General features: G+C 45.2%; 11 protein-coding genes. 3 read left to right on the top strand and 8 right to left on the bottom strand.

Going from position 1 to position 12361, the window contains the following annotated elements; translation table 11 throughout:
* Window positions 1-65: 65 nt before the first annotated feature.
* A complete protein-coding gene (locus N646_RS00055; RefSeq protein ID WP_017819999.1) occupies window positions 66-938 on the bottom strand; it encodes a Tim44 domain-containing protein in 873 nt (290 codons plus the stop codon).
* 392 nt (window positions 939-1330) lie between these two features.
* Here N646_RS00055 and N646_RS00050 point away from each other — a divergent pair, with 392 nt between their 5' ends.
* The 3 genes from N646_RS00050 to N646_RS00040 all read left to right on the top strand — a co-directional run bounded on the left by N646_RS00050 (window position 1331) and on the right by N646_RS00040 (window position 4853).
* Window positions 1331-1921: a TetR/AcrR family transcriptional regulator gene (locus tag N646_RS00050; protein ID WP_005382308.1), complete on the top strand. Its 591-nt coding sequence runs from the start codon at window positions 1331-1333 to the stop codon at window positions 1919-1921.
* 13 nt (window positions 1922-1934) lie between these two features.
* Window positions 1935-3809 (top strand): MFS transporter, encoded by a 1875-nt coding sequence (locus tag N646_RS00045; protein ID WP_017819998.1) that lies wholly within the window; start codon window positions 1935-1937, stop codon window positions 3807-3809.
* A 114-nt stretch (window positions 3810-3923) separates the two neighbouring features.
* Window positions 3924-4853 (top strand): YeiH family protein, encoded by a 930-nt coding sequence (locus tag N646_RS00040; RefSeq protein ID WP_017819997.1) that lies wholly within the window; start codon window positions 3924-3926, stop codon window positions 4851-4853.
* Here N646_RS00040 and N646_RS00035 read toward each other — a convergent pair.
* From N646_RS00035 to N646_RS00005, 7 genes are all read right to left on the bottom strand, one after another.
* Window positions 4850-5038, bottom strand: coding sequence for a hypothetical protein (locus N646_RS00035; protein ID WP_017819996.1), 189 nt, complete (start codon window positions 5036-5038; stop codon window positions 4850-4852). The genes N646_RS00040 and N646_RS00035 overlap by 4 nt on opposite strands.
* A 100-nt stretch (window positions 5039-5138) precedes the next feature.
* On the bottom strand, window positions 5139-6566 hold the full coding sequence (gene menE, locus N646_RS00030; RefSeq protein ID WP_017819995.1) for an o-succinylbenzoate--CoA ligase: 1428 nt from the start codon (window positions 6564-6566) through the stop codon (window positions 5139-5141).
* Window positions 6551-7540 carry an o-succinylbenzoate synthase gene (menC, locus tag N646_RS00025; protein WP_017819994.1) on the bottom strand — a complete coding sequence of 330 codons (990 nt, stop codon included), beginning with the start codon at window positions 7538-7540 and terminating at the stop codon, window positions 6551-6553. The genes menE and menC overlap by 16 nt, the downstream gene beginning before the upstream one ends.
* A gap of 125 nt (window positions 7541-7665) precedes the next feature.
* Window positions 7666-8532, bottom strand: coding sequence for a 1,4-dihydroxy-2-naphthoyl-CoA synthase (gene menB / locus N646_RS00020; protein ID WP_005382318.1), 867 nt, complete (start codon window positions 8530-8532; stop codon window positions 7666-7668).
* Complete coding sequence (gene menH / locus N646_RS00015; protein WP_017819993.1) at window positions 8525-9352, bottom strand: 2-succinyl-6-hydroxy-2,4-cyclohexadiene-1-carboxylate synthase; 828 nt, start codon at window positions 9350-9352, stop codon at window positions 8525-8527. The genes menB and menH overlap by 8 nt, the downstream gene beginning before the upstream one ends.
* Window positions 9339-11057, bottom strand: a complete 1719-nt coding sequence (gene menD, locus N646_RS00010; protein ID WP_017819992.1) for a 2-succinyl-5-enolpyruvyl-6-hydroxy-3-cyclohexene-1-carboxylic-acid synthase — start codon at window positions 11055-11057, stop codon at window positions 9339-9341. The genes menH and menD overlap by 14 nt, the downstream gene beginning before the upstream one ends.
* The gene (locus N646_RS00005) at window positions 11054-12361 is read right to left on the bottom strand and encodes an isochorismate synthase (RefSeq protein WP_017819991.1); all 1308 of its coding nucleotides are present in this window, start codon (window positions 12359-12361) and stop codon (window positions 11054-11056) included. Before N646_RS00005 ends, menD begins: the two co-directional genes overlap by 4 nt.

Raw genomic sequence — 12361 nt, 5'->3', positions numbered from 1 at the left:
TAGATACAAAAAATCCCGCAGGGGATGCGGGATTTTTACTAGTGACTAAATTGGTTTAAAGGTGACTAGCCTTGAATGCCAACGATTAACCATGGCGCATTAGGCGCAGTCAAGTCACGCTCTAGGTGCCAGATATCTTCGATTTCTTCTTCAACACCTTCTACTGTGTCACGGTAACGACCGCTAAACTGCAGACTAAGCTGTGCTTTATTTGCATCGTAATCAGCACGGACGATCTCCGCATCAACGTACATTACGTCAGTATGCTGCTCACCGTCGAGCTTCGCGCGCTCTGCTTTTAGGTCTTCAAACAAGCTTGGAGAAACATATTCTTCAATAGTTTCTAGCTGGTTGTGATTCCACGCACCTTGCAGGATTCGATAGTGTTCACGAGAACCATTAATGAACGCTGCTTGGTCAAAACCCGGTGGGTAGTTATGTGGTACGTCTGTTTGAGCGCCAAAACCACCAAAGCCAACATTATTTGTGTTTGGTTGTTGCTCAAAGTTTTGCATGTTTGGTTGCTCAAACTTAGATGCGTTGCCACCAAATGCAGGCTGTTGACGATGCTGGTTCATACTGCCCTGCTTCGCACCTAGCATACCGCGCATTAGTTTAAAGATGACAAAGGCAATCAAACCAATAATTAGGATATCCATAAACTGGATACCTTCAAAAGCACCGCCAAAGAATGCAGCAAGTAGACCACCAGCAAGAAGTCCGCCTAGCAGACCACCCATAAGGCCTTTCTTACTTGAAGACTTTGTCGTCTGATCTTTGCCGACCGTATTGGTGTTTTGTTGCTGTTGTTTCGGTGCTGGTGCAGTTTTGTAGCTCTTACCGAAAGACTTACTGCCACCAAACTTCTTCGCTTCCGCGATAGGCGTTACAGCAACAGTAAACATCAATAAAGCAACAATAGAAAATAAACGTTTCATCGTTATCCTTAAAGTTAGCTATCTAAGATAGTGCCCCATTTTCAAGACGAAACAATCGTTGTTTCAAACAGTAGCACGCCAAAGATGATTTTTAAGTCATCATACTCTGTATACCGATTGATGAAAATAGCTTATAGAAGCTGACATGTATCAGAATATTGCCAAAAATGCAGACTGCTTACACTGCTTACAATTCAGCTGAAGGCGCTTGATCAATGTAAAAAAAGTATGGAATAAGTTCACTAATACTCCAGATTGTTTTACTTGAATTAGAATCAGTGACACAGCTCAGAATCCTACACCTTGAGGGCACTTGGATACATTGCCTTGTTGACGGTTAATAGGTAGCTGACTATCATATTGAACGATGTTCAATAAAGTAGTTTGAGAGTATGGCGCGCAGAAACGATCACACCCGAGAAGAGTTAGTGAATTTGACGTTAACAACGGTCAAAAACTTTTTAGATGAGAATTCTTACCACGAACTCAGTCTTCGTAAAATCGCTAACATGATTGGTTACGTGCCAAGCACATTGGTAAATGTTTTTGGTAATTATAATTTGCTACTGCTTCATGTTGTCGCTCAAACTTTAGATGAGTTATCTCAAGAAGCACGCAAAGCGACTAATGACAGCAAAGACTCCCATCAAGCGCTTTTTGAACTCGCTTATTGCTACCACGATTTTGCTCAAAAACACCCATACCGTTGGCAGTTAGTGTTCGAACACAACATGAATGGAGCAGAACTTCCGGAATGGCATGCCAAACGTATCGATGGTATGACGGGAATGCTAGAGTCACTATTGGCTCAAATCGCACCACATCGTACTGAATCCGAAGTGATTCAAGCGAGTCGAGTCCTTTGGTCTGGCGTACATGGCATTACTTTACTCAGTGTTGATGATAAGTTTTTCTCTAGTGAACCGATTGATGGCAAAGAGTTGATCAGTAATCTTCTTTCTAACTATCTCACGAACTGGTAGCAAAGGATTATCCATGTCATTCGACAGACAGCCGTCGTTACTTACGCAGAGAAAGTTCCTGCCCTATTTCATTACTCAGTTTTTTGGCGCTTTCAACGACAATATTTTTAAAAACGTTTTGCTGTTGTTTGTCGCATTCGCGGGCTCCAGTGCACTGCCTATTTCGAGCAATTTGTTCATCAACCTTGCGGCAGGCTTGTTCATTCTACCGTTCTTTCTGTTCTCTGCTTCCGCTGGCGTATTAGCCGACAAATATGAAAAGTCATGGTTTATTCGTAAGGTCAAACTATTTGAAATAGCCATCATGCTGTTGGGTGCCATCGGATTCATAACCGAAAGTTATGGTGTGCTTTTATTGCTACTGTTTTTAATGGGCACACAGTCAGCATTTTTTGGCCCAGTTAAATATGCCCTTTTGCCTCAAAAGTTAAATGCTAAAGAGTTAGTGCCCGGCAACGCTCTTGTTGAAGCTGGTACCTTTATCGCCATCCTTATTGGCACCTTAGGCGCTGGGATTATAGCCTCTGCAGACAACGCAAAATACCTTGCCGCATTTTGTGTCGTGATCTTCGCATTGTTAGGCTACTTGTCGAGCCGCTCAATCCCCTTTGCTGCAGCCAGCGCGCCCAATCTCTCTTTTCGTTGGCAACCATACAAGCAAACCAAACACACGCTCTCTATCGCCAAATCCGATCGAGTTGTTTTTCAATGCATAATGGCAATAAGCTGGTTTTGGTTTTTAGGCGCCGCATATCTAACACAATTTCCGAATTTCACTAAGATTTACCTAAATGGCACCGAGAGTGCGGTGTCTTTCTTGCTCGCTCTATTTTCCATTGGTATCGCGCTAGGGTCGCTACTTTGCAATTGGATCTCAAACCATCGTATCGAAGTCGGTATTGTGCCAATTGGTGCCTTTGGCATTACGGTATTTGGGTACCTAATGGCCACTTCCATTCCCAATGATCTACCTGTTTTCCATAACTTTGTAGACTTCTTTAGATATGAGCCTTTTTGGCCATTATTTTTCTACCTATTGATGATTGGCGCTTCGGGCGGTTTGTTTATCGTGCCTCTTTACGCATTAATGCAGCATCGAGCAAAGGAAACCGAACGTGCTCAAGTCATCGCAGGGCTCAACATCTTTAACTCTCTGTTTATGGTCGGCAGCGCTGTCTTAGGTATTGTGTGCTTAAGTGTAATCAAGATGACAATTCCTCAGCTGTTTGCATTGTTAGCCATTTTAAATTTCTTAGTCGCCGCTTACATCTTTTTGCAAATTCCTATTTTTGTAGTTCGCTTTGTCATGTGGATGCTTACGCACACCATCTATCGAGTTAAGCATAAGAATCTACACAACCTACCCGAGCATGGTGGGGCATTGATTGTATGTAATCATGTAAGCTACATGGATGCATTGCTACTTAGTGCCGTATGCCCAAGGTTGATTCGTTTTGTGATGGAGGAAGATTACGCCAACCTACCTCCATTAAGGCGCTTTTTACGTCGAACTGGGGTAATTCCAATTTCAGCGAGTAACAGAAGCTCTATCAGACGTGCATTTAACGATGTGGAAGCTGCGCTAAGCGAAGGTCATATCGTCTGTATTTTCCCTGAAGGAAGATTAACTTCAGATGGTGAAATGAATGAATTCATGCGCGGTATTGATATAATCCTACGTCGTAGTCCAGTACCTGTCATACCTGTTGCACTTAAAGGCTTATGGGGAAGCTATTTCAGCCGCGCAAAAGGTCGCGCATGCTGTGGCTTACCGACTCGATTTTGGTCAAAGCTAGAAATAGAGGCAGGACAACCGGTGCCACCAGACGAGGCAACGGCAAAAACAATGTTCGATAAAGTGCATCAACTTAGAGGCGACTGGCGATAAATACACTTGAACACATGTTTAGGATAACTGAACATGTGTTTAAATCATTAAGACAAACTGACCACACCCAGTGCGATATACTCTCCCTTTCATTCACAACAGCGAATAAAAACCTTGAATAGAAACTACCTCCTGTTTGGATTGGCGTTACTTTTTTGTCTAACCCCTCTTGCCTCCTCTCCCATTGCTCTAGTTATCGGTTTTCTACTCGCAAGTTTTGGTTTTGTGCCTTCCGAGCTGCCCATCGCTTCTTTTACTAAAAAGCTGCTGTCTTACTCGATTATTGGCTTAGGCTTTGGCATCAACTTCGAGCAAGCGCTTACAGTCACATCGGATGGTATCGGCCTGATCATCGCCACTATTACAGGCACACTGATCATGGGCACTCTCATTGCCAGGGTGCTTAAATTGGAGCGAGTAACCGCTTACTTAATCTCATCAGGTACTGCAATTTGTGGTGGTAGCGCAATTGCTGCTGTGGCACCGGCGATTAAAGCGAAAGACGAGCAGATTGGATTAGCACTGGCAACGGTATTTGTCCTGAACTCCATTGCACTCTTTGTGTTTCCTGTGATTGGACATGCTTTAGGGCTAGATCAACACACGTTTGGCACATGGGCTGCAATTGCCATTCATGACACATCTTCTGTTGTCGGGGCTGCCTCGGCCTATGGGGAAGAAGCGCTAACTACGGCAACAACATTGAAACTCGCGCGCGCTTTATGGATCATTCCTGTTGCTTTGATCAGTGCCGTCATCTTTTCAAGAGGCCAAAAAGAGTATGGAAAGAAAAAACTAGCTATCCCTTATTTCATTTTTTGGTACTGTGCAGCTATCGCGTTTAGCGACTTCTTTCCTCAATTTGAAATGGTCTATCACGGCATTTTCATTGGAGCAAAGCAAGCGTTGGTTGTATGTCTGTTCTTGATAGGTTGTAGCATTTCAATTTCAAAACTAAAGTCTGCTGGAGCTAAGCCACTGTTGTTTGGTGTGACTCTGTGGGTGTTAATTTCGACCACTTCTCTAAGTTGGTTACTGTTTTAGATATTGGTGGTCTGCTTATCGCGTTGAGGGGACGGTATTTCCCGTTTGCTATTTTTGTATATAACGACCAACGCAATAGCGTTCAAAAATACCGTTAGCTCTGCAAGAGAGCGGGCTAGCCCTTCACTACTTATCGCGATACTAATTTGTAGTGCTACTGCCGCAATTAAAACTAGCTTTGCCATCCTGAACCTTATGCATTTTCTCTCCACGAAGAAGCATAATTATGATTCAGAGTTATAAGGATACGAAATTCTCTTTATGACTAATACATAGCAAAATTGACTAATGCTGAAGTGATGACAATAGCCACTCTTTCACGGCCTTACGTGAAATTTTGATCCCGCCTTTTAGTAGAGTTTGTGGCATTACATGGTATTCCACTGGCCATTTAAACTTCTCTAACTTTGATTGCAAGTGCTGGTCATACTCCGATTTGCTGCGCAATCCATTGGTCTGAATCACAGCTACTGGTCTATGACCAAACTCCGCGTCTTCGACTGGAACCACTATACTCTGCACTACACCATCAATTTGGTTCAAAGCGGCTTCAATCTCTTCACAATGGATATTCTCACCACCAGAGATAAACTGATTGTCGGCACGGCCGATTATCTTTAATTCATCACCTTGCCACTCGCCAAGATCTTTGCTGTCAAACCAGCCTTTCTCATCCAGAAATGGGGTAACATGTCCTTGATGGAAATACCCTGCCGCTAATGTCTTACCGCCAACAAAAATGCGTTGGTCAACTAATTTTATCTTACGGTGCTTCAATACATGTCCAGCATTACTGGTGCTGTCAATTCTCTTTGCGGTAACGGTAGAGGCCGCCTCCGTCATCCCATAACCTAACCATGTCTCAATGCCTTGCCCTGTTGCTCGTAGTGCCAACTCGTGATCAACGTGGCTGCCGCCCAGTAGCACATGTGTCAATGACAAATGTGCATCATCATCCAATAACCGTTTGAGCTGAGTCGCAACCAAAGAAGCGTGTGATACGCCCTGAACATCATCAACAAGTTTCCCTGAACCGACTTTTAGTGTTGCTCCGACATATAGCCAACGATAGACAATCGCTAATCCAGAGACGTGATACAGCGGAAGCGATAACAGCCAATCATCTTGCTGAGTGAAAATGAACTCCTGCAACAAGCCCTCTGCAGACGCAAGATGCTGTCGATGTGTATGAACCACAGCTTTAGGCTCCCCTGTAGAGCCAGAAGTAAATACTACTGAAGCGAGCCGGTCATGATGATAGCTATCTTCAGTCAACGAATCACTCTCTTGCTGTGATACTACAGGCGGTGAAAGCAATGTTGCCTTGAGTTTTTGTATATCATGTTCAGAAAAGATCGAAGCGCACTCCTGAGAAAACCAGATAAACCGAGTTTGATCAGGCCTGTAAAGTGTAGCAAGCTTACTCTGCAACTTATCTAGTGGTTGTTCCATGGTCAGCGCAGCGAGCGCGCCTAACTGTTTGGAGGCAAGATAAAACAACAGTGTTTCTACTTGGTTCTTGCCAACCAAAGTCAGCACATCCCCCCGAGTTACACCCAAGTCATTCAAATAGTGAGTGTATTGGTCAATACGCTTCGAGAGTTGTTGCCAGTTTAATACTTCTGTTGATGTCTTGAGTGCAATAGAAAAAGGGCTCGTTTGAGCCCAATATTTCCATGGTGCCTTCGCAATATTGTCTACGCAGAATGCCACACAATCTCCTGGTCTTTTAGAGGAAGAACGGGAAGTTCACACTTAGGCCAGCCCTGCTCTAGCTGAGCTTTGAATAAGCCAATCGTATCCAAACCTGGAACTTCATCAGGCAGCTGCCATTGGGCAAAGCGCGCTAATTGAGTTAAACCGAGACTGGATTCAATGCTCGAGCTAATCACTGCTTTCATCCCCAGTGACTTCGCTTTCTCTATCAGTGTAATACAAAAATCCACTGAACCAATGAGTGTGGGTTTGATGATGATCGTTTTCACACCAGTTAGATCTTCAAGACGGAAATCTTCACGACGAACCGCATCTTGCAATGTTTCATCCCAAGCGATAGCAATACCAGTATTAATCGCAAAAGAGAGACTATCGCCAGGAGAGCGGCACGGCTCTTCTAGAAACGTGATTCGTTGACGCAGAGACGGAGCAATGTACTTAGCGAACTGCTGCGCTTTTTCTGGTGTCCAAGCGCGATTGGCATCGAGTCGAAGCGTTAATTGAGGGATTGATTCAAGAAAAAGGTTCACAAGCATGCCATCGCGAATTGGCTCATAAAGTCCAACTTTCACCTTAGCGACTTTCTCACCTTCCATCTCGTTCAGCTTTGGAATGAGCTCATCTGGGTCGCCAGTGCATAGTGGCGCTGTTTGGTATTTACCTTGTTGTGGTAAGCCACCAGCTAATTCAAGCTGTGCCATCGATAAACCAAACGCAACCGACGGGTACATCTTGGCATAATCCACATCCAACTCTGCTACCCAACGCTCCGCCTGTTCTTGTAGCTGAACACCCGCATCTTCGGTGCTCTCTAAGCTAAAACAAGGAAGAGGAGCGACTTCTCCAAGCCCTGTTTTACCATCTTCGGAAAGCGCAACAACATAACCAACACGTTCGGTTAGCTTGTTGTCACGTAGGATGACACCACTATCCATGGGCAAGCTATAACGATAAATTTTCGCTTCACGCATAATTCAAGTCCTATGTAATGCCGTATATTTGAGCGTTCTGACGAGCAATCCCACCAGCCTCCCAGAGGGCGAGGCGCTCAGGAAAAAAGTAACAGAGGAGCTAACACGCTCCTCATTTAGACGGATTATGGGTTGCGAGGGAATTTATCGAAGTCTGGGCGACGCTTCTCGTTAAAGGCATTACGACCTTCTTGGCCTTCATCAGTCATGTAGAACATCATCGTTGCGTTACCCGCTAGCTCTTGCAGACCCGCTTGACCATCACAATCTGCGTTTAATGCAGCTTTCAGGCAGCGCAATGCCATTGGGCTGTGCTGTAGTACTTCACGACACCAACGAACGGTTTCTTTCTCTAGATCCGCTAGTGGTACAACTGTGTTTACTAGGCCCATGTCTACCGCTTCTTGAGCATTGTAGAAACGACATAGGAACCAAATTTCGCGAGCTTTCTTTTGGCCTACGATACGAGCCATATAAGATGCGCCCCAACCGCCGTCAAATGAACCCACTTTAGGGCCTGTTTGACCAAATTGAGCGTTGTCAGCTGCAATTGTTAGATCACACATCATATGCAGTACATGACCACCGCCAACAGCCCAACCAGCTACCGATGCGATCACTGGTTTTGGACAAGTACGAATATCGCGTTGGAAGTCCAATACGTTGAGGTGATGTGTGCCTTGGTCGTCTTTATAGCCGCCGTAGTCGCCACGGATCTTCTGGTCGCCGCCAGAACAGAATGCGTCTTCACCTAGACCTGTCAGAATGATCACGCCAACACCAGAGTCGTAACGCGCATCTGCCAACGCATCAATCATCTCTTTTACCGTTTGAGGACGAAACGCGTTACGCACTTGAGGACGCGCAATGGTGATTTTCGCGATACCATCTTCAGACTTATGGTAATGAATGTCCTCGTATTTCTCGCCGCAATCTTTCCATTGAACCGGAGCGTAAAGTTCTTCTTCAGAAATGCCTACTGTTTTAGCCATGGTGATTCCCATTGTTCTCGTTACTCTCACCAAAGTGAGACTGAATTATTTGCTTGGTATGTATCGCAAACTGTTTGGGCTGCTCTTGATGGACGTTATGACCAGCGCCTTCAACTTGTCGATACGCCAACCCGCTACGTTGTGCCAGTTGGCTAAATTTTTGGTCTTTCTCACCACACAAGTAATACACTGGTATGTTCTGCTTTTGCAGTGAGGGCAACAAATATGCCTGTTTGGCTAACGATGTCGCCATCAACATATTCGCCACCGCTGAGCCAAGATTATCACTTCGCTTCGCAATGAATGTTTGTCTTTGCTCATGGTTTAGTGAAGAAAACACCGCTTGTTGGTACCAATCGTTCAAAACACGTTCAAGTGGTTCAGTTTTGAAACGCATTGCCCAGCGAGCATCATTCTCTAATCTCACCTGTTTCTCTGACTCAGTTTGAAGCCCGAAGTTTCCCCCTTCAATAATCGCGCCTGCAATATTGAGCTCTGGAAAGCATTGATGGGCAATACCATGCATCGCAATGCGGCCGCCCATAGAGTATCCAATCAAAATAAGTGGTTGTTGTGAGGGAAATAATAAAGATAGTGTGGAACCAAGAAGTTTGCAGCAATCATTTAAATCGCAGCAAAAAATAGATTGGCTGCGTCCGTGACCAGGAAGGTCAACCGTAACACGTTCATATTCGGGTAACGCGTTGATACACGATTGCCAGTCTTCACCGCTACCAAACAAACCATGCAAAAACACCAGAGTAGGCAAAATACTACTTTGGTGCTTTTCCGTTGCTGGGAAGCGTTTAGAATAGAGCATGCAAATTCTTGTTGAAGGATTTTAGTTGCTCTACCGCTTGGTTCGATGGCGTTTGAACTTCAACCACTAACGCCCCTTCGCCGCTAGCAAAATGCTCAGAGACTATAGATTGATACTCAGCCAGCGTGTTCGGTTTGCAATACTGTAAACCAAACTGTTTCGCTGCATGTTCAAATTCATAACCATGAGGCATTTGATAGAACGACTCGCGATGCTCTTGCGGTACAGGCAGTAAGTCAAAAATCGCCCCACCATCGTTGTTAGTAATCACCAACACCGAAGGCAACTTGTTGTGCGTAAACAGTGCCAATGAGTTCAGCCCATATAAGGCAGAAGTATCGCCAATAAACATTAACATCGGGTTCTGGCGCGCGCGTTGTACCCCGCTTGCTGTGGCAAACAGCCCATCAATGCCAGACGCACCACGGTTAGTGAAAACCTCTGTGTTATCAAGCTTGCCGAACATGTCGATCAATCGGACAAACAGACTGTTGCCAACAAACAGATCCACACCCTGAGCACGCTCAGCCACATCAATCGCTAACGCAATCTCACTCAGCTCACTCTTAGGGTCAGAAGCAAACAAGCCTTTCGCGTGTTGCGTGACCTGTTTGATGTCCGCGGCAAGTTCATTTGCCCAACCAGCATGTTCTGATGAAAACTCCGTCGTACGTTCAACCCATGAGCTTGGCTGCTCCGCCCAGTGCCATTGTGGTAAGTGACTTTGGTTATCTCGCTCTAATCGAGGCGATACGTACCAATATTGAATGTCACCACCTTGCTGATTACGTGCTACGTGTTTTTCTAACCAGTGATTAAAACGTTTAGAAATGATTCGACTACCGAACTGCACGATTAAGTCACAGCCATCCAGTAGGCTAGCCAATTTCGAATTCTGCAACCATAAATCAAAATGCGCCCAATCCGAACTGACACCACTTTGTGGATCAGCAAGGACTGGCCAGCCCATTTGCTCTGCAAACGCTCGTGCAGCTTGAGCCTGAACCAGTGGCAAACTACCAATGACCACCACACCTTTGTTATCCCCACAGCTTGGAATTGCACTGCTGGTTTTCGGGTTAAAGCGCTGGCAATACGTCACCTTGCTATCTCGCCAGCCAGCAACGGTATCAAGGTAATCCTGATAGGTACTCTTTTCTGTATTGGAGTACAAAGGCTCTGGAAATGCACAATTAATATGAACAGCACTACCCTGCAATTGCTGAGTAAACATCACTTCGTCAACAGAGGTCAGCAACCAGTTAAGCGACGTTGCTAAATTTGGGCTTGGTAAATTCAAACTGGCCGAAACATGATGTGAAAAAATACCCAATTGATTTATCGCTTGGTTTGCACCACAGCCGACAAGTTCTACTGGACGATCTGCTGTCAGCAGCACCAGTTTTTCACCAGTAAGTTTGGCTTCGGCAACCGACGGTAATAGGTTCGCCACTGCCGTACCAGAGGTAACGATAATTGCCACTGGCTCCTGAGTAGCTTTCGCTAAACCAAGAGCCATAAAGCCCAGTCCACGCTCATCAAAATGAGTATGAATGGAAAAGTCGGACTGTTCTGCCGCTTCTAAAGTTAAAGGAGTAGAACGAGATCCGGGAGCGATACAAACATGCTTAACGCCAAATCGCTGAAGCTCAATCAATATGGTTTCTGACCAAACTCGATTGAGCACCGCTTGGTCATGACTCATGATGCGACTCCCAATGGCGGATGATCAGAAATCAGCGTAAGTAACGTCGACATTTTCTTATCAAGTTCTGCCCACTCATGTTCTGCCACAGAACCAGGCACAATCCCTGCGCCCGCAAACAGTTGTACTTGATCACCGAGCACAAGCGCGCTTCTGATTGCAACACAAAACTCTGCTCGTTCATGGCTTATATAACCCATTGACCCCGCGTACCAGCCGCGTGCAAAGGGCTCATTATCAAGAATAAACTGCATGGACTCTTGTCGGGGTAAGCCAGCAACCGCCGCTGTTGGCTGAAGCGCCGATAACAACTGAACACCATTTATCCCCGCTCTTAGACTAGCGTGAATATTTCGCTTAAGGTGCTGCACTTTTCGTAGTCTGACCAAACTAGGTTCAGCTTCCACTTCAACCATTTCAGAATGCGGTGATAGACGATCAATGATGTCGTCCACCACATACTGGTTTTCGTTGAGGTTCTTTTGGTCTTGGGATAACCAATTCGCCAACTCCATATCTTGAGTGGCATTGTCTCCCCGACCAATCGTACCTGCTAACGCTTCGGTATGTAGCTCATGCCCTACGCGAGAATACAAACGTTCTGGTGTAGACCCCATAAAACTGTGCTTACTGTCTAAGCTCAGCATGAAATGGAAGCTATGATGGTTATTTAAGTAACTTGCTTTAAGTAGCTGTGCAGCACTTAATGTGTTATCAAGCTGCACGGTAGATCGACGCGCTAAAACCACTTTCTTAAAATCATCATTCTCTATACCAGTCAGAACTTTATGAACTAACTCATTCCATTGAGGCTGACTTGGCGTATGAACAATAGAGCGGATGTGAGACGAAATTGGAGCTAAGGCCGCGACCTCACAAACCAGTTTATTCAACCCAGCTAGAGTTTGCGCTTTGTCTTCTGAAATATTAACTGCGAGAGACCACTGTTGGTCAAAACGAATTAACTCAATTTGAGGCAAAAAGAAAAAAGAAGGCATACAGCGGCGATTCTTCTCATGCTGCCCATCAAAAGAGCGCCCGCCCCAGACTCTTTGCCCTTCACCTAGAATGGTATAAGCAGGACCTGGCTCAACAAAAGCGTGCAATTGCCCTAGTGCAACGACCTCTTCACGTGTATCGCGGGACTGCCAATAAAACTTAGGGAAAAGTGGTTGTGCATCAAGCCAATCAACAAATGAGAAATTAGGTTTCTCGCTAAGGGGCTCGACCAGACGTGTTTGATTGCCTTCCGATTGCTGAACTCGCTCGATAATTCTCTTTACGGCTTGATGGAACTGTGACAA

Source organism: Vibrio alginolyticus NBRC 15630 = ATCC 17749 (genome assembly GCF_000354175.2).
Taxonomy (GTDB): domain Bacteria; phylum Pseudomonadota; class Gammaproteobacteria; order Enterobacterales; family Vibrionaceae; genus Vibrio; species Vibrio alginolyticus.
This window is presented reverse-complemented; position numbering and strand designations above follow the sequence as displayed.